23 protein-coding genes and 1 pseudogene are annotated in these 19,262 nt (G+C 34.0%); 17 read left to right on the top strand and 7 right to left on the bottom strand.

What is annotated here, in order from left to right; genetic code table 11:
* Positions 1–8: 8 nt before the first annotated feature.
* From BCR22_RS13890 to BCR22_RS15890, 5 genes are all read left to right on the top strand, one after another.
* A complete protein-coding gene (locus tag BCR22_RS13890; RefSeq protein ID WP_069655537.1) occupies positions 9–1,055 on the top strand; it encodes a diacylglycerol kinase in 1,047 nt (348 codons plus the stop codon).
* 302 nt (positions 1,056–1,357) lie between these two features.
* Positions 1,358–2,068: a nicotinamide riboside transporter PnuC gene (gene pnuC, locus BCR22_RS15320; RefSeq protein WP_069655481.1), complete on the top strand. Its 711-nt coding sequence runs from the start codon at positions 1,358–1,360 to the stop codon at positions 2,066–2,068.
* Positions 2,069–2,080: 12 nt separating this feature from the next.
* Entirely contained in the window at positions 2,081–2,722 is a 642-nt protein-coding gene (locus tag BCR22_RS15315) for a deoxynucleoside kinase (protein ID WP_069655480.1), read from the top strand.
* 108 nt (positions 2,723–2,830) lie between these two features.
* Positions 2,831–4,204 (top strand): 23S rRNA (uracil(1939)-C(5))-methyltransferase RlmD, encoded by a 1,374-nt coding sequence (gene rlmD / locus BCR22_RS13875; protein WP_069655479.1) that lies wholly within the window; start codon positions 2,831–2,833, stop codon positions 4,202–4,204.
* Positions 4,204–4,332 carry a hypothetical protein gene (locus BCR22_RS15890; RefSeq protein WP_010765698.1) on the top strand — a complete coding sequence of 43 codons (129 nt, stop codon included), beginning with the start codon at positions 4,204–4,206 and terminating at the stop codon, positions 4,330–4,332. Before rlmD ends, BCR22_RS15890 begins: the two co-directional genes overlap by 1 nt.
* Positions 4,333–6,158: 1,826 nt before the next feature.
* Here the strand turns inward: BCR22_RS15890 and BCR22_RS13865 are convergent.
* Positions 6,159–6,530, bottom strand: a complete 372-nt coding sequence (locus tag BCR22_RS13865; protein WP_069655478.1) for an iron chaperone — start codon at positions 6,528–6,530, stop codon at positions 6,159–6,161.
* 81 nt (positions 6,531–6,611) lie between these two features.
* Here BCR22_RS13865 and BCR22_RS15885 point away from each other — a divergent pair, with 81 nt between their 5' ends.
* Positions 6,612–6,749 (top strand): DUF1697 domain-containing protein, encoded by a 138-nt coding sequence (locus tag BCR22_RS15885; protein ID WP_242596480.1) that lies wholly within the window; start codon positions 6,612–6,614, stop codon positions 6,747–6,749.
* A 116-nt stretch (positions 6,750–6,865) separates the two neighbouring features.
* A complete protein-coding gene (locus tag BCR22_RS13860; protein ID WP_069655477.1) occupies positions 6,866–7,948 on the top strand; it encodes an endonuclease/exonuclease/phosphatase family protein in 1,083 nt (360 codons plus the stop codon).
* A 903-nt stretch (positions 7,949–8,851) separates the two neighbouring features.
* Here the strand turns inward: BCR22_RS13860 and BCR22_RS13855 are convergent.
* The 4 genes from BCR22_RS13855 to BCR22_RS13840 form a co-directional block, all read right to left on the bottom strand.
* The gene (locus BCR22_RS13855) at positions 8,852–11,188 is read right to left on the bottom strand and encodes a glycoside hydrolase (RefSeq protein WP_069655476.1); all 2,337 of its coding nucleotides are present in this window, start codon (positions 11,186–11,188) and stop codon (positions 8,852–8,854) included.
* Between the two features lie 247 nt (positions 11,189–11,435).
* On the bottom strand, positions 11,436–12,842 hold the full coding sequence (locus BCR22_RS13850) for a sensor histidine kinase (RefSeq protein ID WP_069655475.1): 1,407 nt from the start codon (positions 12,840–12,842) through the stop codon (positions 11,436–11,438).
* Positions 12,826–13,470, bottom strand: coding sequence for a response regulator transcription factor (locus tag BCR22_RS13845; protein ID WP_069655474.1), 645 nt, complete (start codon positions 13,468–13,470; stop codon positions 12,826–12,828). The genes BCR22_RS13850 and BCR22_RS13845 overlap by 17 nt, the downstream gene beginning before the upstream one ends.
* A gap of 119 nt (positions 13,471–13,589) precedes the next feature.
* Entirely contained in the window at positions 13,590–14,159 is a 570-nt protein-coding gene (locus BCR22_RS13840; RefSeq protein WP_069655473.1) for a glycoside hydrolase family 73 protein, read from the bottom strand.
* A 216-nt stretch (positions 14,160–14,375) separates the two neighbouring features.
* Here BCR22_RS13840 and BCR22_RS13835 point away from each other — a divergent pair, with 216 nt between their 5' ends.
* The 4 genes and pseudogenes from BCR22_RS13835 (at position 14,376) to BCR22_RS13825 (ending at position 15,387) form a co-directional block, all read left to right on the top strand.
* Positions 14,376–14,720, top strand: a complete 345-nt coding sequence (locus BCR22_RS13835; protein ID WP_069655472.1) for a rhodanese-like domain-containing protein — start codon at positions 14,376–14,378, stop codon at positions 14,718–14,720.
* Positions 14,720–14,809 (top strand): annotated as a pseudogene (locus BCR22_RS16055) (pyridine nucleotide-disulfide oxidoreductase); the annotation flags it as partial. The gene BCR22_RS13835 and the pseudogene BCR22_RS16055, both read left to right, overlap by 1 nt.
* A gap of 28 nt (positions 14,810–14,837) precedes the next feature.
* A complete protein-coding gene (locus BCR22_RS13830; RefSeq protein ID WP_069655471.1) occupies positions 14,838–15,143 on the top strand; it encodes a rhodanese-like domain-containing protein in 306 nt (101 codons plus the stop codon).
* A complete protein-coding gene (locus BCR22_RS13825; protein ID WP_069655470.1) occupies positions 15,133–15,387 on the top strand; it encodes a metal-sensitive transcriptional regulator in 255 nt (84 codons plus the stop codon). Before BCR22_RS13830 ends, BCR22_RS13825 begins: the two co-directional genes overlap by 11 nt.
* A gap of 43 nt (positions 15,388–15,430) precedes the next feature.
* On the opposite strand, the gene BCR22_RS13820 is transcribed toward BCR22_RS13825, so the two are convergent.
* A complete protein-coding gene (locus BCR22_RS13820; protein ID WP_205634374.1) occupies positions 15,431–16,036 on the bottom strand; it encodes a Crp/Fnr family transcriptional regulator in 606 nt (201 codons plus the stop codon).
* Positions 16,037–16,386: 350 nt separating this feature from the next.
* Here BCR22_RS13820 and BCR22_RS15805 point away from each other — a divergent pair, with 350 nt between their 5' ends.
* The 5 genes from BCR22_RS15805 to BCR22_RS13800 all read left to right on the top strand — a co-directional run bounded on the left by BCR22_RS15805 (position 16,387) and on the right by BCR22_RS13800 (position 17,999).
* Positions 16,387–16,557, top strand: a complete 171-nt coding sequence (locus BCR22_RS15805; RefSeq protein WP_240485894.1) for a hypothetical protein — start codon at positions 16,387–16,389, stop codon at positions 16,555–16,557.
* The gene (locus BCR22_RS15800; RefSeq protein WP_240485893.1) at positions 16,541–16,729 is read left to right on the top strand and encodes a hypothetical protein; all 189 of its coding nucleotides are present in this window, start codon (positions 16,541–16,543) and stop codon (positions 16,727–16,729) included. Before BCR22_RS15805 ends, BCR22_RS15800 begins: the two co-directional genes overlap by 17 nt.
* A gap of 65 nt (positions 16,730–16,794) precedes the next feature.
* A complete protein-coding gene (locus tag BCR22_RS15795; protein ID WP_240485892.1) occupies positions 16,795–17,037 on the top strand; it encodes a hypothetical protein in 243 nt (80 codons plus the stop codon).
* 60 nt (positions 17,038–17,097) lie between these two features.
* Positions 17,098–17,628, top strand: coding sequence for a hypothetical protein (locus tag BCR22_RS13805; RefSeq protein WP_069655468.1), 531 nt, complete (start codon positions 17,098–17,100; stop codon positions 17,626–17,628).
* 155 nt (positions 17,629–17,783) lie between these two features.
* Positions 17,784–17,999 (top strand): hypothetical protein, encoded by a 216-nt coding sequence (locus BCR22_RS13800; RefSeq protein ID WP_069655467.1) that lies wholly within the window; start codon positions 17,784–17,786, stop codon positions 17,997–17,999.
* Between the two features lie 292 nt (positions 18,000–18,291).
* On the opposite strand, the gene BCR22_RS16050 is transcribed toward BCR22_RS13800, so the two are convergent.
* Positions 18,292–18,615 (bottom strand): IS30 family transposase, encoded by a 324-nt coding sequence (locus BCR22_RS16050; protein ID WP_069655466.1) that lies wholly within the window; start codon positions 18,613–18,615, stop codon positions 18,292–18,294.
* A gap of 92 nt (positions 18,616–18,707) precedes the next feature.
* On the opposite strand from BCR22_RS16050, the gene BCR22_RS13790 reads away from it, so the two are divergent.
* Positions 18,708–19,109: a DUF3224 domain-containing protein gene (locus tag BCR22_RS13790; RefSeq protein WP_069655465.1), complete on the top strand. Its 402-nt coding sequence runs from the start codon at positions 18,708–18,710 to the stop codon at positions 19,107–19,109.
* Positions 19,110–19,262: the final 153 nt, after the last annotated feature.

Here is a 19,262-nt window from a genome sequence, read left to right as displayed (position 1 = left end):
AGATGATTATGAAAAAAGCAAGAGTCATTTATAATCCCACTTCAGGTAAAGAGCTAGTCAAAAAAAATCTAGCTGATATTCTTTCTATTGTGGAAGAATGCGGATATGAAGCAAGTGCTTTTGCCACAACTCCAGAAGAAAATTCCGCTAAGAACGAAGCTCGCCGAGTTGCAGAATTAGGTTTCGACCTAATTGTTGCGGCTGGCGGTGACGGAACGATCAATGAAGTCGTTAATGGTATTGCTCCTTTAGAAAAACGGCCGTCTATGGCAATCATTCCTGCTGGAACAACCAATGATTACGCAAGAGCTTTAAAAATTCCAAGAGATAATATTGTCAAAGCAGCAGAAGTTATCAAAAAAAATCAAACGGTCAAAATGGATATCGGCAAAGCAAAAGACAGTTATTTCATCAACATAGCGGCTGGTGGTCATTTAACTGAATTGACTTATGAAGTCCCGTCAGAACTTAAAAGTATTTTTGGTTATCTTGCTTATTTAGCGAAAGGTGCAGAAATGCTACCTCGAGTGAAACCAGTTAAAATGCGAATGGAGTATGACGAAGGTGTTTATGAAGGAAATGCTTCTATGTTTTTCTTGGGCTTGACTAACTCTGTTGGTGGCTTTGAAAAGATTGCACCAGACGCAAAACTTGATGATGGAAAATTTTCATTGATTATAGTGAAAACAGCCAATGTTTTTGAGATTTTGCATTTAGCTGCACTAATGTTAAACGGTGGTAAACATATCGAAGATAACCGACTGATATACACGAAAACGAGTCATTTACGTGCAGAGACGCTTGAACCGAACAGTAGAATGATGATCAACTTAGATGGCGAATATGGTGGTGATGCACCAATGGAATTCACAAATTTACATCAGCACATTGAAATGTTTGCGAATGCAGATGCGATTCCATCGAATGCAATCATGGGCTCCATCTTGGATGATTATGATGAAGAAGATGAGTATCTAGAAACGAGTAAAGAGTTCGTTAAAGAAGTCGAGCGTTTGACCGATGAAGATATCGATCATAATGGAAAAATTGGCTGATCATTAAAAGCACCAAAAAAGTATCTAAGACAAGATTGTCTCGGATGCTTTTTTGGTGCAGCAGCTAGATAGAATAACAGTATAAAAATCAGCTTTGGCTGAGTAGACTTAAAATACAAAAATTGAAAGCATCATTGCAATTTCTTTATACTATATATAGATGTAAACTATTAGGAAACACAATATATTGTATAAAAATGTCTCATAATCAATAATTGGATAGAATTCAGATTGACTTGATCTTGAAACAGAGGTAAATTTAATAAGTCGTCATCTCATTAGAAAATGATAAATACTGGCAAATGAAAGGTTTGTTTGATTTGGGTTTAAATGTTATTATAAATGATTTTAAAGGCTGGCAAAGAAAAAACTATCTTTTTTTGTTCGCGATGATTGTTGTACAATTAGTAGCGTTCATTTTCAATCCTTCTAGTTGGATTACATTAGTAGCTGGGATATCAGGTATTGTTTGCGTCAATTTAATTGCTCAAGGCAAGGCTGGCAATTACCTATTTGGGTTTATAAGTGCATTGATCATAGGTTATTTTGGGTTTAAAACACGAGTCTATGCTGAGGTTTTACTTCAAAGCTTTTATGTAATTATGGATATTGCAGGCTTGTATACATGGTTAAAAGTCAGCGAAGATGGGTCAGGTAATGTCACAGAGGTAAAAACGTTGAAAGGAATTCAATGGTTATATGCGTGTGTCGTGTGGTTAGGAATTGGAATGGTTGCTTATTCAGTTTTAGGGTTTGTCAATGATGCACAACAAATGCTTGATGCTATCACTTTCAGCGTTTCCGCCACAGCGATGTTATTGATGATCAAAAGGTACCAGTCACAATTTATTTTTTGGTTGTTAGGTAATCTTTTTTCCATAGTATTATGGTTTAGAGCAGGAACCCATGCAGGGGGAGATTATGCCTTATTTGTCATGTACTGCATGTATACTGTCAATTCTATTTTTGGCATGGTTCATTGGTTGAAAATCAAAAAAACAATAATTAATTAGGTAGGGAGTTCGATGGCAGTGATCGTTTTAGCAGGTACAATTGGTGCAGGGAAATCAAGTTTAACAGAAATTATTTCAGAACATTTAGGATCAGAAGCTTTTTATGAATCCGTTGATGATAACGAAGTCTTACCGTTATTTTATGCTGATCCTAAAAAATATGCATTTTTATTACAAATTTATTTCCTAAATAAGCGATTTGATAGTATTAAACAAGCGCTCTCTCATGAAAATAATGTATTGGATCGTTCGATATATGAAGATTCTTTATTATTTCATTTAAACGCTGACTTAGGAAGAGCGAATGAGACTGAAGTAAAAGTGTATGATTCTTTATTAGAAAATATGCTGCAAGAATTACCTTATGCGGCTCATAAAAAACGTCCAGATTTATTGGTTCATATTAAAATATCTTTTCCGAAAATGTTGGAACGTATTCAACGCCGAGGACGTGCTTATGAGCAAGTAGAACAAGATCCTTCATTATATGACTATTATAAAGAATTGAATAGTCGTTACGAAAAATGGTTTGAAGAATACAACGAGAGCCCTAAAATCCAAATTGATGGAGATAAGTATGATTTTATCGAAAGTGAAGAAGCAAAAAAACAAGTGATTCAGCTTATTGAGAATAAACTAGCTGAAATCGATTAGATTCTAAGATTAAATTTTGCTACTTTTAGCTGTCGAAACAAACTCTCTATTGCTTTTCTAGCATTTTTTCATTAGAATGAGTGAAGCGCATAAAAGAAGGAGCGACTTATGAATAATTTTCCAGTGAACAAAAATGAAACAATCGAAGTTGATATTATTGATCTGACACATGAAGGAATGGGTGTTGCTAAAGTTGATGGCTACCCACTTTTTATAGAAAATGCCTTACCAGGTGAAAAAATCGAAATCAAAGTCTTGAAAGTCGGTAAAAGTTTTGGTTACGGTAAAGTCTTGACTATCTTAAAATCAAGCGAAGACCGTGTACCAGTCAAAGATGCTAACTTTACCAAAGTCGGTATCAGCCCATTACAACATTTAGCGTATGGTGCACAGTTGACATTCAAAACAGACCAAGTGAAAAACGTGATGCAACGTGTAGCAAAATTACCAGACGTTCCAGTTTTAGACGCTTTAGGCATGAACAATCCTTGGGGATATCGCAATAAAGCTCAAATTCCAGTGAGAAAAATCGAGGGTAAACTGCAAACAGGATTTTTCAGAAAAAATAGCCATGATCTTATTCCCTTAGAACATTTCTATATTCAAGATCCTAAAATTGACGAAGCTGTCATTAAAATCCGTGATATCATGAGACGTTACAGCATCAAACCTTACAACGAATCAGATAATACGGGTAACCTACGCCATATCGTTGTTCGTCGTGGCTATCACACTGGGGAAATGATGATTGTTTTAATTACTAGAACACCAAAATTATTCCCAACTAGTAAAATTATTCCGGATATTCTAGAAGCGTTGCCTGAAGTTGTTAGCATTGTGCAAAATGTCAATGCTAAAAAGACAAACGTGATTTTTGGGGATGAGACGATTCTATTACACGGTGAAGATAAAATGATCGATACGATTTTTGATTTGAAATTTGAAATTTCTTCTCGTTCATTCTATCAAGTAAATCCACAACAAACAGAAGTAATGTATAACAAAGTTAAAGAATACGCGGCGTTGACAGGTGAAGAAATTGTTGTAGATGCATATTGTGGGATCGGTACAATCGGTTTAACATTAGCAAAAGATGCAAAACACGTTTATGGTGTGGAAGTAATCGAAGAAGCGGCTAAAAATGCTGAAAGTAATGCAAAACTAAACAACATCACAAATGCAACATTTACAGCAGGGTTAGCTGAAGAAGCTTTACCGCGAATGATCGAAAATGATATCAAACCAGATGTTGTCATCGTTGATCCACCACGTAAAGGCTTAGAAGCAAGTTTGGTAGAAACCTTGATCGAAACAAAACCTAAACGTATCGTGTATGTAAGCTGTAATCCTGCAACATTAGCACGTGATCTTGCCCTACTTGTTGAAGGCGGCTTTGAAGTCAAAGAAGTGCAACCAGTGGATAACTTCCCGCAAACGACTCATATCGAGTCTGTTACTCTCTTGACAAGGGCGGTGCAATAATGGATACAAAGAAAAAAATGCTAGAATTGATTAAGAAGAAACAAAGTGGCGGTCGCTCGAAACAAATGGAGACGCCTAAAAATGATCGTAAAAACATGCGTAAAGGTCCGAAGATTTATAATAAATAAACAACACCCCATTGCTTTAAATTTAGGTTAAAGAGCATAGTCGAACGGATTGAAGTGAGCCCCCCTAAGTTAGAGTTTCTGATCTAACTATTGGGGCTTACTTCAGATTATTTCGTTTGGCTATGGTCTTTTTTGCTAGTGCAATTTTCTCAATTGTTTTATACTATCCAACGAACGACATAGAGGACACTAAGAAATTCTACAAAAGCTCAATTATATCTACCTATCAGAAAACGGGTCGCTATTATTTTCTAATCTGTTTTAGTGAACGCCTTAATTTGGTTTGGACTAAAGAAAGAGTATTCGGGAGAAGAGTTTGCCTCAGAAGCGAGTCTAGCAGTGATTCATTTTTAGTGCGCAAGGATGGACACATATACAGCGACACATGATATGTACAATAGTAGTGGTGGAAAAGTTATGTAAAAAATTAAATGGACTATCAATATTCTTACAAAGAACATTGGTAGTCCAAAGAGGTTAACGTAACCTTTAAAATGTAGCAACTAAATCTTGAGGAGAATAAAGATAAAATTTATAGAGAATATTGAAATAAATACTCTGAAATTACTATATAAGAAGTGATATAAATCAATCGTATAAAAAACAAACAACTGCTTATCCTATTGTTGATAAAATGGTTGGGATGGTAATCTACAGAAAAGGAATAGCATTTTGGATAAACAGTTATTTGAAATAGCAGACTCTGCAAACCTGCTATTTTTTAGAGAATTAGAATGTATCTTCCGCCAGATAGATTCTAATAAGTACTAGTGCACTAGAAATCATTCGTTGCTTTTCATTATTCAATCTTGTAGATCTAGGAAATTATTTGTTTGCATGTTTATTTTTAATTATTTTATACACATTTATACGGCAACCTTTAGAGTGAATAGAAAAGCATGGTGAACGATTGATTCTAGTAACACGAATTTGTAAACACTAAGGTAGTTCTTTGGAAAGAGTTAAGAAAAAAGGAGAACTTAGTGTTTACAATTTATAAAAAGAGCGAAAAAAACGGTATTGGCCACCAACCAATACCGCGCAAGAGTGCAATGAATAACCATCAACTATTCAAATTACTAAATTTTTGTAAAAAAACACTAGTATTTCTTACAAAAGTTAGGTAAAATGAATAAGTCAATGCGCATTGACTCAGGCAACTTGTATTGTCAGTTCTGGCTGACGATACAGGGCTCTTGTAAGAGGATTGCTGTCTTCTTACTAGAGTGCCTGTTTATTTTGTTTTTCGCTCTAATTATCTACTCAAAAAATACAAAACAAAAAAATGGTATTAGTCAGGAACCAATACCATGAAGCGTTCGCTAAATAACCATCGACTAAATACATTGAATGTGTAAAAAAGACTGGTAATCTTTTCTTACTTTTAGTACAATGATAATAGTCAATAAACTATTGACGGAGGCAACTTGTATTATTAGTTCTGGCTGATAATACAGGGCTCTGCGGGATGATTTGCTGTCCTCCTGCAGAGCGCCTTTTTTTATTTAATTTTGTAATATTATCTTAACTTAAAGGTAGGAGTTTAGTCAATGGGATTTTTAGAAATAGTAAAAAATAAATTGAGAGAGTAAAAAAAAGCCTTGAATCATAAGAATGAGTATTTTGTTACTAAAGAAATTCTTAATCTTTTGTTCGGTTAAAAAAATCCCATCTCTATTGAGGTGGGATCAATTCTTATTTTATCTTTGGGGAAGATAATTAAGTAACTCTCTATGTCTAAATCATAATAGATTTTACCTTATTTTACTACTTCAATAATTTCTTATCGATGAAACTTTTTTGAATAAGGTTCCATTAATTAAAAATTATTCTCTCCAAAATTTGGTATAATGTAGTTTTTCTTGCACATTGAAATCGATTAACTTTTGTAATAATGCATAGTCGATCGTTTGATCCCAAGTGATTTTGATAATATTGTCCGTGTGTTGATAGCCAGAATTTGCAATGTCCTCTTTGAATGCTGTAATAGTAGCTGTTTCAGGTGCAATTGAAAGGTGCTTTTTAGAAGCGCTATAGGAAATAATAAAAGTATCGTGGTCGGTAAACATAGGTTGGTTCCACTTTATTACGACTTTAAGTTGCGGAAATGTTTTTTCCGTCCAGCCAAATAACTCTTTTACTCGATCACGATGTGCTGGTTCACTAATGTTTGATAAAAATTCATTTATATCTTTCATTTTTATTTCCCTCTTTTCTTTTTAGTTATTCTTTTCTTTATTATAATATAGGTATGCCGTTGAAGAAAATGATTTATTAGATTGGAAGCTTTTATAAAGGTAAGGTACATTGCTTTATTACCAGGAGTCAATCTCGGCGGGAAAAATCGAGTAGTCATGGCAACCTTGAAAGAACACTTTGAGAACATGGATTTAAAGAATGAACGGTTACATGTATAGTGTTAGAGCAATTATGGTTAAACTAAAGTAAAAAATAGCTCGTTCGTTGTAGAGCAAAAAAACTAGAGTACTATTTGTAGATGGAAGAAAGTACACAATAGAAAGTTGAGAAAATAATGAAGTTAAAAAAAAGTATTAAAATCTTTTTAGGGATTTTAGGCATAATTATCGCAATCATTTTAGCTTATATTGGCTATGTTTATTTCAGTTATTCTAGAATCGCTGATGATGTACCTGTCGAAATTAATCAAAGGACAAAAGGAAAAAAAGTAGCAATTGATAAAGAATATAAAATCACAACCTTTAATATTGGCTATGGATCTTATACGCCTGATTACACGTTTTTTATGGATGGTGGCAAACAATCAAAAGCAGTGAGTAAAGAGAGTGTTATTGAAAATATCTCGGGCGTGATCGACACGACCAAAAAGAGACAGCCAGATTTTGCTTTGTTCCAAGAAGTTGATAAAAATGCCACTCGTAGTCGTGGTGTGGATGAAGTAGCGCAAATCAAGCAGCAATTTAACGATTATTCTAGTGTATTTGCCACGAATTATGATTCAGCATTTTTAATGTACCCGATTCTAGATCCAATTGGAAAATCGACATCTGGTATCCTAACCTTGAGTAATAATGATATTGAAACAAGCACCCGCTATAGTTTACCGATCGAAACGAATCTCAATAAATTTTTTGATTTAGATCGAGCCTTCACCGTATCAAAAATCCCAGCAAAGAACGGCAAATATCTAATGCTGTATAATGTTCATTTGTCAGCGTATATCAAAGACCAAAAAATCCAAAAAGAACAAGTGCACAAATTATTCGATCATATGGAAAATGAATACAAAAAAGGGAATTACGTTGTTGGTGGTGGAGACTTTAATCATGATCTACTCGATTCTTCAACTGAAACATTTAAAAATGACACAACAGAAGAATACACATGGTTACAACCTTTTCCAAAGCAAGAGCTACCGAAAGATTTACAAGTTGCAACGTTGAGTGAAATGAAAATTCCAATACCTTCAGTCCGCAATTTAGATAAACCTTATAAGAAAGGCGAGTCATTTGTAGCGTTAATCGATGGATTCATCGTTTCAGATAATGTTGAGAATGTTAGTGGAACAGTGATTGATGCTGAGTTTAACAATTCAGATCATAATCCAGTTGAAATGACGTTTAAGCTGAAACCATAGAAGTGGATGAGAAGGAATAATAAAAAAGATTCAGGTCGCAATCGAAAATGATTGGTATCTGAATCTTTTTTGTAGAACTAGGACATATTTATTAGAGTAAAAAGACTAGATAAAATAGAAAGAGGATGAAATTATGTGTTTAAAAGTAGTATTGATTACAATAAATGGTTACCTATTATAGTTTATTGCCAGAAAAAGCTTTGCATTAAAAGGAATATTTAGTATTGTAAAGTCGTCTAATTCGTAATGAGAAAATAAACTAAAAGTTGGTATATAATCCTGAAACTAAAAAAATGTTAATTAGTTTGTCAGTCGTCATTTACTTAGTTCTTTTTTGTTCCAAGTTTAGCTTTGGCTGATTCAATTATTGTGATAGATGCTCTCATTGAGTTATTACCTGCTACTCAAGAATCCGATTACTTTTGAAAACCTCAAAGTCATAATATTGCAACAAAAATTGTTACTGGGACAATAATAGTATTGTTAAGATTCAGAATTTAGCAACGAATGTAGTGAGATCAAGTGCCATCAATTTTTTCAAAACATTATGCAAAGATATGTGCAAGTCTAAATCCTTTATTAAAATGAGCTAATATTGTATTCGATGCTGTAGATAGAGCTCTAGTATAGCCAGAGGGACAGCTTCTCAAATAGCACTAGCAATGAGAGTATTTATTGCATTCATCAAAGCATTCTCTATAAACTGGATTCCTGAGTTATACCTCATTTTCAAAAACACTATAAGGAAATGAACTTTGGACTTTCAAAATATAAAGAAGCAGGGCTGTGGGACAAACGTAAAAATCACTTCTGTTTCACACCCTAGATGCGATTAAACGCTTCTGTCCCAGACTTCTGCTTTTTATAGATTTAAACTTACGTTATAAGCTCTTGCTTAATTTATTATCCTTCCGTTTTTATAACGATCTCTTTCCCATCATTCATGATCAAAGCAGTCTGTTTGGCAATTTTTAGCCCATCCGCTTCATATTCTTGGTCTGAGAAATTAGCAATGACAGACAAGTTTTCGCCAAACTCCGTTTTTTGAATCAAGCGATCCTCTGTCAGTACCTTGAAATCGGTCATTTCATGTTGTAGAGCAGCTTTTTGGAAAGGACTCCAAATTTTAGCGTTTTCTGAAATATCTTGTTTCTGCTCATCCCAAGTAGCTTTATCGATATGCATCATTGGTGGTGTATTATATAGATATTCTTTCATACGACGCTCGCCAACTTGATCTTTGATTTTATAGCTGTCCCATTCCCATTGATGAGAAGTGATTACAGAACGGTTGTAAACAAGCTTATAAAGTGGCAGAGAGAAAGCTGGATCTGTATAGATTGCTTTGTATTCTTCTTTGATGGGGACAACTTTTTTGTATTTTGTTGGAATACCGCCATCTAATGAAGCATAGCTTCCTACGTAATATTCACTTTCTTTGTTTTCACGCATATCAGGATCAGACCACATAATGACAGGTGTTTCGATTCCGTGAGCGAAAACCATATCTTTTGAAGCAAAGTCATTTCCACCCTCAGAACCGATAACAAGACCCTTTTGATTAAAGTAATTCAGTCGTTTCAAACGTCCAGCGACATCTTCACTTTGTGTTGTTAAGTGATCAGGGGTATAGTCGTTATAAATTTCTCCAGCGGCATCCGTATCTAAGAACCAAGAATTAAATGGAATGTTCTCTTTCATAATGCCAGTAAATCGTTCTTCAACATCAGGTAAAATCAGCGTTGGATTTAATTTACGGCCTTTGCCTAAGAAACCAGCAACTTTTTCACCATTTTTCTTCGTAACTGTTGCGTTTTCATATAGTGTGTTGTTAGGGAAAGAAGCCGTGTTCCAATCGATGCTAGCATTCTCTTGAATCGATTGATAAGAATCATAAGGCCCAATCAGGTAATCTTGTTTAACAGCTGTTTTGACCATCTCAGGATTCATTAAGCCGTTTGCCCAATTTGGCAGACCAACCCAAGCATTTTCGATGCCAGATGCTTTCATTTCTTTAAACACATCAGATGACGTTGCTTGTCCCCAGTGTTCAAGTGGTGGAGTTACATTATCAAGTACACCAGCTAATAGATGTTTATTTAAGTCGTAACGTTCTTGTTCGCTTAGTTTATCAATCCCTTTGTTAAGTAGTTTTTGCGCTTGTGCATCGGGGTTTTTGAAAATGTCTTTATTGTAAAATTGTGGATAAAGTAGGACATAATTGATCGATGTTAAGAAGGTGTTTTTTTCATATTTATAGCCTTCATCATTTTTAAATGCTGCTAGTACTTTTAGATACTCCTCAGAACCATCTTCGCCATATTGGGCTAATAATTCACCGATCCATTGGAAAATAGGTTCATCAACTACTTGAGGTAATTTGCTCCAGGTAATATCTTCTGTGTTTAAAATTCGACTGTTCCAGTAATAAACTTGGATAGCACCACGCATTTTTTTTATTTCAGGAATATCTTTTTCTTTTTCATCTAAGGTTCTAAATTCACCTAAATCAATTCTATCCATTTGGTAGGTTTTGGCGATAGCGACAGGATCGTTATCGGTAACATAAAGTCGGTAATTCATAGTTTTATTTTTGTCGAAGCCAATAAAATTATGACTGGCTTCCAACGTAAGATGAGGCTCGGTTTTCGTTAAAAGATCACTATTAAAAGTATTGTTCATGACAAATGTTGTAGCGAATGTTTCTTGGTTGGTTGTGAAAAAACTCATTGAAAAAGCTTCACTCATCGATAATTCTTCATTTTGTTTAAAGTAAGCAAGCCACTCGTTTTGATTGTTAGGAATCGTTTTTCCTTCAGCAATTGGCAATACATAATTTTTTGCATCTAGTTTAGGCCATGTAAAAGAGATATCTTCATCAGACAAGCTAGTAAGAGCAACAGCAAGATGGTTTTTCTCTTTTTTTATTTTGACCTTTATTTGTTCATTCGGATATGTCCAGCTGATTTCTTCTTTGCTCTTTTTTAAATCCATGACTTTTTTTGCTTTTTGGGGTTTGGAGACTTCTGCTTTTTCACCGTTCTCGGTAATTGAGACAGTAAATGTTTTTGGATCGACCTCAAAACAGAAATCAGTTTTGGCATAGGTTTTGTTTTGTTCGATTTCTGCGTTGGTGAACAATTCCTCTGATTTGCTAGTCGCATTAGTCTTGTTAAAATGACAAGCTGATAGAGATAGAGTGATTGCCGCTAGGCTTAGATAGATAGTAATTTTTTTCATAGTTTCCTCCTCCAATAGAGTAAAATGGTTTGCTTCACTGCATTTGGTACTTTTTGATATCATTTTTAGTTATTTGCTGTGTTTTGAAAGTGGTTCAAATAGTCTCAAAAAAAAAGAAGAAAAATAATTTTTATTCCAAATTTTTTAAAGAAATACCCTTACGAAACGTAATAACATACAGTAAGTTTAACAACGCAATGTTACAGAAAAATGCCAATTTCAAACATAAAAAAACAAGCGCAAAATGTTACGCCTGTTCTCCAACTTTATAAAAATGTAAAACAAAGATCAGTGTCTTATGAACCAATCTTGCTTCGACTGTAAAGCCATGCTCATTCATGATTGACTGAACAATAGACAAACCAAGTCCTGTTCCAGAAAGGTTTTTATTTCGTGATTTTTCATGGACATAAAAAGCTTCCCATAGCTTAGATACATCGAAATCAGAAGGTAAGGAGGTTTGATTACTGATTGTAAATTCGATAGAGTCTTCTGTTTCGCGCCAACTGACTTGAATTTCTTTGTCGGTGGTGTACTTAATACTGTTGGTCAATACATTATCAAAAACTCTTTTGAGCAAAATGGGGTCTGCGTCAATCAAAGAAAGTGGAAGGTCTGTGTCTGCTTCCAGTAACAACAGATCTTCATTTTCCATTGTCGGTCGAAGCTCGGTTACAGTTTGGTGCCAAGTGTCTGATAATTGTAGCGGCACCTTATGGATAGGCTGTTGTTGTTCTAACTTTGCATAGTCTAACATCTGATCTACGATATCATTCAATCGTTGCGTTTGCTGTAAAATAACAGTTAAGTAAGTTCCGTCATCTAAATCATCTTCAATGCCTGAACCATAAGCTTTGACCAGGGCAATCGGTGTTTTTAATTCGTGGGTCAAATCTGCTGTAAATTGTTTTAACTGCTCATTTTTAGCCAGTAAGTTCTTTTGATACGTTGCCAAAGCATAGCTCATTTTATTGATACTAAGGGCAAGCTCGCCAATCTCATTTGCGGGAATATCATCGGTCGTCACAAATGTCAGAGTCGTGATTTCTTCTGCTACTTTTTTTAAATTTACCAAAGGATCAGTTATCTTTCGAATAGAGAGGTAAATCAATACAATGATCAACAACAATGTGATGCTCAAAGAAACAAAATTAAACGAATTAATCAAGCTGGCTGTTTCAGAAAAATTTACTGTAGAGACACCAACCAAGTAAAAAGTATCGTTAATCACTCGCATTTCAACTAAGAAACTAGATTTTTGTTTGCCTTGGTCAAAATTTCGCTGCACAGAATGAGACGTTTTTTGCAATTGGTCTAACGTTTCTTGTGTGATCCAAAAACGGTTTAATGCGACTTTCTTTCGATTTAACGCCAAATTCAAGGCTTCATTAAAGTCATCAAGGGACGTACCTTCTAAGGGCTGTGTGATGATCGTGACTTGATTATTTTCTTCTAATTCAGCTAGTTGTTGTTCTGATTTAACGTTTTGCTGGATATCAGTCATAACAGAAGCAATTTTATGTTCCATTTTTGAAAAATAGTAATGAGGAACGATCAAACTATTTAAAACAAACATCACAATAAAACTACCAATGATGATCAATGAAAATGTCAGAGTAAGTGTGGTACTGATTTTTCTAGTTTTCTTTTTCAATGAGATAGCCCACTCCTCTTTTAGTGGTGATGATCTCATCGCCGATTTTTTCTCGTAGTCTTCTAATATGAGTATCAACGGTACGAGCGACGCCATCGTAATCCATTCCCCAAACACCAACTAGAAGTTGTTCCCTAGTCAAAATACGTCCACGATTTTTAGCGAGCATCATTAACAAATCAAACTCTTTTTTGGTTAAATCTAATATGTGCTCATTTTTCCAGACGGTTAAATCAGATGGATCGATCAGTAACTCTTTTATATAAAAAGAATGTGTCAGACCAAGCAATTTTTTTACGCGTAATAATAGTACTTTAGGATGAAACGGTTTAGTGATGTAGTCATCGGCGCCATTGTATAATGAAAGAAATTCATCTTCGCCAGTTGATTTAGCGGTTAGCATCAAAACTTTTAGTGTACTTTCTGTTTTGATGGTTTTAATGACCTCAAGTCCGTCAAGTTTAGGCATCATCCAATCAATAATAGCCAAATCTAATTTTTCTTGATAAAAAATCTTTAAAGCGGCTTCACCATCCAATGCCGTATGAACTGTGAATCCGTCTTTTTTTAAATAGGCACTGACGATTTGTACCATTTCTGGACTATCATCCGCAACTAAAATTTGCATACATAAAGACTCCTTTTAACAATCTATTCGTTTGATTTAGGACGATAAGTACAAGTGGAACAGCTGACCAATGTAAAACATATCCAGGTTTAAATAAAATCGCTTTTAACCTGTATTGCTTACTTATCATATTTATAGAGTTTAAATTCATCGATTAATTGAATCAATTTTTCAGCATAATCTGGGTCGGTTGCGTATCCACCATTTTGCAAAGCAACGGCTGCTTCTCGATAATTGTTACTTGTTTTAATACCGTCATAGGTACCACCTTTTAAAAATTCCATATGATCGACCATGGATTCTTGGACTGTTGTATATTTTTTAAAGGAATCATCGATTGTGATTCTTTCTCCATCAATAAACTCATCTGTAGGCATAATACTAGATTGATCGTTAAAAGAGCCTTTGATTCCAAACAGATTATTGGCTTCAACTGCTAATGCACTGCGGCCCCAATCAGATTCTAAAATTGCTTGGGCGATAGTGATACTGGCAAATAAATGTGTTTTCTTTTGTAAAATTTTCGCTTCAGATGCTATTTCATCAATAAAAATCTGCTGATAAGCTGTCGCTTCATCTTGTATTGGTTGTTCTTCTTTATTAAAAATAAGGAAAAGACTAGCAAATGAAAGAAGTAGAATCAATGTTAAGGGTAAAATAGTTTGTTTTTTTCGAATTCCTTGATTCATGTAATAACCTCTTTTCTTGTTTCTTTAAGTAACTGTATACAGTATAGAGGTTCAATGTTACAAAAATATGCCAAATAAGTTAATATTTGTTTGGCTTTCTTAAGAAATAATTCAGATTGATTAAGAAATAAGGCATAAAATCGTTCTTTAATTATAAAAAATAATAAAAAAAGGTCTTTACAACTCTCAAAGATTCATTTATGATAATCATTAAAAATACCCTTATGGGTATTTAAGGGGGAGTGTACGTTTTCATTTTTTAATAAGAATTCAATTAACACAAGAGAATTTCAACAAAAATTAACAAAAGGAACTGAATTGATTGATGTCCGAGAAAAGGCAAAATTTACATTAGGACATATACCTGGCGCAAAAAATATACCCCTAAGTAAACTGAGCACTTATACAAAAAGAGCTCATGGCCCAGTCTATGTGATTTGCCAGTCGGGTATGAGAAGTCGGCAAGCAGTAAAGCGATTAAAAAATAACGGAATCGGTGCACTCAATGTTAGAGGCGGAATGAATTCTTGGCGTGGAGAAACTCGAGGAGGGAAATTATAATAAGGATCGTAATTATTGGTGGTATAGTTGGTGGAATGTCTGCTGCAACACGATTAAGAAGAGTGTCTGAAGCGTATGAAATCATAGTATAATTTACCCTCAGGAGGTTATTCAATAATGTATAAAACAATGATGATCGATGAATTTGAACAACTAGAAAAAAGAAATGAATTAGCAATCATAGATGTACGTGAAGACGATGAATATGTTTCTGGACATATCAAAGGAGCAAAAAGTCTGCCTTTAAGTAGGCTACAGGAAACAGCCGAATCACTGGATAAAAATCAATCATATTATATTATCTGTCATGCAGGAGGTCGTTCACAAATGGCGAGTGAATATTTCGCTTCATTAGGATATGATGTTACGAATGTGATGGGTGGTATGTCTGTATGGAGAGGAGAAATTGTTGATGGCTTGTGACCCTAAACTAGCGAATCGCTTAAAACGTTCGGAAGGGCAAATTCGTGGAATTTTAAAAATGATGGATGAAGGAAAAGACTGCCGAGAAGTTGTAACACAGCTGATGGCTGTTCGCTCCAGTATTGATAAAGTGATTGGCTTGGTTGTAACTGAAAATCTCAAACACTGTTTGGAAGATGAACGTATCGATCTAACTAGTGAAGATATGGCAAAAGCATTGGAAATGATCGTCAAAACAAGATGAAAGAAAAAGCCGGAAATCAGAATCACACTGATTTTCGCCTTTTTTAGTTTAGAGTGATAGGCACTTTCTTTTTTAATAGCCAACCCGTTTTTTCCAGCTCACTTAAAGAAACAGAAACTCTGGATTGCGATGTACGACAGAACTTTGATAATACTTCTTGCGTGATAAATTTTGGTAATTCTAAATGTTCAGCTTCAGTGATAAGACCAATGTGGTCACTTAAATACCTCAACGCGTTTTTTATTCGCTCTGTAGTTGGCAAATAGAGAAAATGAAAGTAGCCGTAATGGCGTTGAAAAATATCAGCAAAGTTAGTTAAAAGTAACGCATAATACTCTGGTTGTTCATTTAATACATTTAAAAGCTTTTCTTTAGATAAACAGAAAATCGTAGCTTGCTCACTCATAACACGAATACTATGGTCCTTTTGTTTAAAGGTAGAAAAGCTATCTAAGCCAAAAAAATCATTTTGAAAAACAAACGAAGAAATGTAGCATTTACCATCGTTAAGAATTTCGACACTGAGAACGCCATCTAGAACATAATAGATCGTTTCAGTTTTTTCATATTCGTCAATGACTAGGCTATCTTTTTCATATGTTTTCTCAGTCCAGATATTATGAGACGTTGTTTTTAAATAAGCAATCAAAGCTAAATTATTTTTATATAATTCGATTGTTCCGTCCTCCTTTCAGATAAAATGGGGTTAAAAATTCCAAGTATAAAAAGTATAGCATAGCCAGGTAGAGTTTTTGAGCTCAAATCTAGAATAATCAAGAGTAGGCGATTTATATCAGTGATATAAATTGTTTTTTTTGTTTCCTTTAAAATAAGATTTATCAGCCAAGTGTGTGACTGGAATAGTACAGTATGCAACCGAGTAAAAGTCAAGGTTGCGTGTGAATATGCTAAACAGATGAACCTTTTGCCTATTTAAATTATTTCTCTCGTATACAAGTCAAAAAAATGATACGGAAAACCAGTGGTGAAAACATATTAATGGTAGTTTCGACTAATTTTATTGAAAACATGGATACGTTATTTAAAGATGTGCTATTTATGAATCCAAATAGATACTGTGAAGTGATCAATTCAGAAGCGTTACGGGAGAAAAAACAGTTGTCTCTGAAAGAAATATATGAGGAGGAAGCCAATGATACGTTTAGTTAATTTTTATCATGAAAAAAACAAGAAGTTCTTTTTGAATAGTTTAACATTGATTTTAATCAGTTATTTGGCTAAATATGTATTTCAATTAACGATACCCGAATTTCGCTGGGAACGATTGCCGATTCTACTATCTGTGTTGATAGCAGTTATTTTGAGATTTCTATCGGTTTAAAAGAAATCTTTTTACTATCGCTCGAGTTAGCTATTTATCTGGTTGGGATGATTAGTTACCTGATTTTGTTTCGAGGGGTAATTGCTAAATTATGGTTGCCGAATGTTTCAAAAACAGTTGTCGTTGCAATTGGATGGATTATGATCGTCGTATTAAATGACATAGCACGTTACTGCTTTCCGCAACGTGTAAATAGTAACATTGGAACTATTTATCCAAGTACCTTTATTTTAAATGCTGTACTGTCAATAGTCATTATAGTGGTATATCTGTGGCTAGAAAAAAATCAATCTAAGAATAAGAGTTAGATTGAGAAAAATAAAAAAGAAACCATTTTACCCTAAAAATAATGAAAGTAGGAAAGAGAAATGAAAAAAATATGGAAAAACAAACTATTGAAATATGGATTACTAGGGATTTTATTGATCGCTTTAGGAGCAGCTAGCTTTTTAGGTTATTATCGATTAGCTAGAATTCAAGGCGTTATTTCAAGTTATGAAATCAATGAAGAGCTAAAGGAAAAATCTAATTCCTATAAAGCGGTTATTTACACGCAAAACCGTGCTTTTAAAAATGAAGTGATCAATGAACTTAAAAATAATCTAGTAGATGAAAACATTTATATACAAGTAGAACCAATTGAGGAAATAGCTGAAAATAAGATTGAAGACTGGGACAAAGTGGTTGTTTTATCGACAGTTCAATCGAGTGATCCTCCGAAAGCTGTTTTAGAGTATCTAAACAACCATAAAGAAGATGAGAAAGTAAGTATTTATCTAACTGCAGATTCAGGTACCTGGTCAAAAAAACCTGGTAATCTAGAGGTTACAACGGCAGCATCTAAATCAGAAAATGTCAAAGTATTTAGTAAAAAAATCAAAGAATTTTTATTGAATTAAGAAATCAAGTCAGTTGATTAAAGTTAAATTTTATTGCGCTGTTCTCCCTAGAATTGTCAAAATAAGTGCAACATCTAATTCAAGGAGGTACTAGCATTAATTCAATGTACTTTGTTATCTTATTATTGTACAATAATTAATTAGGAGGATTTATTATGGCAACCTTTTTTGAAATTATTCGTATAATGTTTTTCTTTGGGATTATTTATATGTTCAGCGTAATGAAGAAAGAATTACCTAATTTGAAATCTAATCAAAAACTAGCTGTTTATTTTGTTATTGCAACTGGATTAGTATTATTAATACCTGATTTTATTAATGCTGGAAATGGATTTATTAAAGGACTCACTGAATCTATTACTAGCAATTAATTCAAGAGACAGAAAATATTTTTGGTAAATATTCTTTGCAATAACATCATATTGGTTAAAACATATTAGGATTGTTAACTAATCTTGGTGTGTTTTTTCTATGCACAATTAAATGTGAATTTTTATTATTAAATATTTCAAAAGGTGTTTTCCAATTTAAGCATTTTCTTGGAAGATTGTTTAACTTATTAGCAATAGTCTCAATATATTCTTCTGAGATAGGTGTTATATCTGTACACTTTGGTGAGTATTCACATATCAATCCATTTGTATTTTCATTTGTTCCACGTTGTCATGGAGACCAAGGAGCTGCAAAATAACAATCAATACCGCACAATCTACTGAAATACTGGTACTTTGCAAATTCAGGTCCTCTATCTGGCGTAATAGTTTTGCGTTGCTTTTTATTTAGAGGAGACAATAATTTTACAATCATATCCCTTACACAAATTGAATCATTTATAGGAATTCTTCCAGTTAGTAAAAACCGAAATTTCCGATCAAAGAATGTTACAAGACAGCACTTTCCTCGGTGGCCCAATGTAGTATCAGCTTCCCAGTGTCCCAGTTCTTCTCGATTTTCGGCTTTTATTGGGCGTTCATATATCGTTTTCACCTTCAACTTTTAGTGTTACACTCAAATTATTCATTCAAGCTTGTAAAAAGAACATATGTTTGCTATCCTGTAATTTATAAGGAGGGAGAAGTATGACTGTGCTATTCAGCGTAACAAAGTGGAACGAAGAACCAATAGACGAACAAAAAACAGCCTTTCCAATAAATCGTGTTCGTGCGGAATACGAGCTTGAAGGTGATTTACTCGGCAAAGCATGGGTGGAATATTTACTTTACTATTTAGAAAGCAATAAAGAAGATGAACATCTTGCAACCGCTAGGATCACAGGATTCCTCCATTTCGAAGGCCAATATAAAGGAAAAACAGGAACCTTTACAGCGGCTGAAAAAGGAATTTTTGACAAAGGATCACTCGACTCTCCTGGAATGATCATTAAAAGTACTGGAGGATTACAAGCTTTGACTGGTTCTTATCAATATGATTTTATTGGTGAAACGAACAAGCTGATTTTGAATTTTAAAGACGATGAATAATTTATTCAGATTGTGCTTATCTTGCACAATTTTGCGGAAAATACGTTTAAATTGCTTTTCCTATAGTCAGTAAGCTATCTCACTTATTCAAAAAAAGAAGTCGAATAATGAACCGATTTTTTTCAGGATACCTCTTGAAACAGTCACTATTGA

Source organism: Enterococcus plantarum, from assembly GCF_001730295.1.
Classification (GTDB): Bacteria; Bacillota; Bacilli; order Lactobacillales; family Enterococcaceae; genus Enterococcus_L; species Enterococcus_L plantarum.
The sequence above is the reverse complement of the archived record's forward strand: the minus strand, read 5'-3'. Positions and strand labels throughout refer to the sequence as shown.

Bases quoted from the DNA above. Each gene is read 5' to 3' on its own strand.
- BCR22_RS15890 (WP_010765698.1), top strand. From the start codon at position 4,204: ATGGATACAAAGAAAAAAATGCTAGAATTGATTAAGAAGAAACAAAGT.
- BCR22_RS13840 (WP_069655473.1), bottom strand. From the start codon at position 14,159: ATGAATCAAGGAATTCGAAAAAAACAAACTATTTTACCCTTAACATTG.
- BCR22_RS15805 (WP_240485894.1), top strand. From the start codon at position 16,387: ATGGTAGTTTCGACTAATTTTATTGAAAACATGGATACGTTATTTAAA.
- BCR22_RS13830 (WP_069655471.1), top strand. From the start codon at position 14,838: ATGTATAAAACAATGATGATCGATGAATTTGAACAACTAGAAAAAAGA.
- BCR22_RS13805 (WP_069655468.1), top strand. From the start codon at position 17,098: ATGAAAAAAATATGGAAAAACAAACTATTGAAATATGGATTACTAGGG.
- BCR22_RS13890 (WP_069655537.1), top strand. From the start codon at position 9: ATGAAAAAAGCAAGAGTCATTTATAATCCCACTTCAGGTAAAGAGCTA.
- BCR22_RS13825 (WP_069655470.1), top strand. From the start codon at position 15,133: ATGGCTTGTGACCCTAAACTAGCGAATCGCTTAAAACGTTCGGAAGGG.
- rlmD (WP_069655479.1), top strand. From the start codon at position 2,831: ATGAATAATTTTCCAGTGAACAAAAATGAAACAATCGAAGTTGATATT.
- BCR22_RS13845 (WP_069655474.1), bottom strand. From the start codon at position 13,470: ATGCAAATTTTAGTTGCGGATGATAGTCCAGAAATGGTACAAATCGTC.
- BCR22_RS15315 (WP_069655480.1), top strand. From the start codon at position 2,081: ATGGCAGTGATCGTTTTAGCAGGTACAATTGGTGCAGGGAAATCAAGT.
- pnuC (WP_069655481.1), top strand. From the start codon at position 1,358: ATGAAAGGTTTGTTTGATTTGGGTTTAAATGTTATTATAAATGATTTT.
- BCR22_RS13790 (WP_069655465.1), top strand. From the start codon at position 18,708: ATGACTGTGCTATTCAGCGTAACAAAGTGGAACGAAGAACCAATAGAC.
- BCR22_RS13860 (WP_069655477.1), top strand. From the start codon at position 6,866: ATGAAGTTAAAAAAAAGTATTAAAATCTTTTTAGGGATTTTAGGCATA.
- BCR22_RS13865 (WP_069655478.1), bottom strand. From the start codon at position 6,530: ATGAAAGATATAAATGAATTTTTATCAAACATTAGTGAACCAGCACAT.
- BCR22_RS13855 (WP_069655476.1), bottom strand. From the start codon at position 11,188: ATGAAAAAAATTACTATCTATCTAAGCCTAGCGGCAATCACTCTATCT.
- BCR22_RS13800 (WP_069655467.1), top strand. From the start codon at position 17,784: ATGGCAACCTTTTTTGAAATTATTCGTATAATGTTTTTCTTTGGGATT.
- BCR22_RS15800 (WP_240485893.1), top strand. From the start codon at position 16,541: ATGATACGTTTAGTTAATTTTTATCATGAAAAAAACAAGAAGTTCTTT.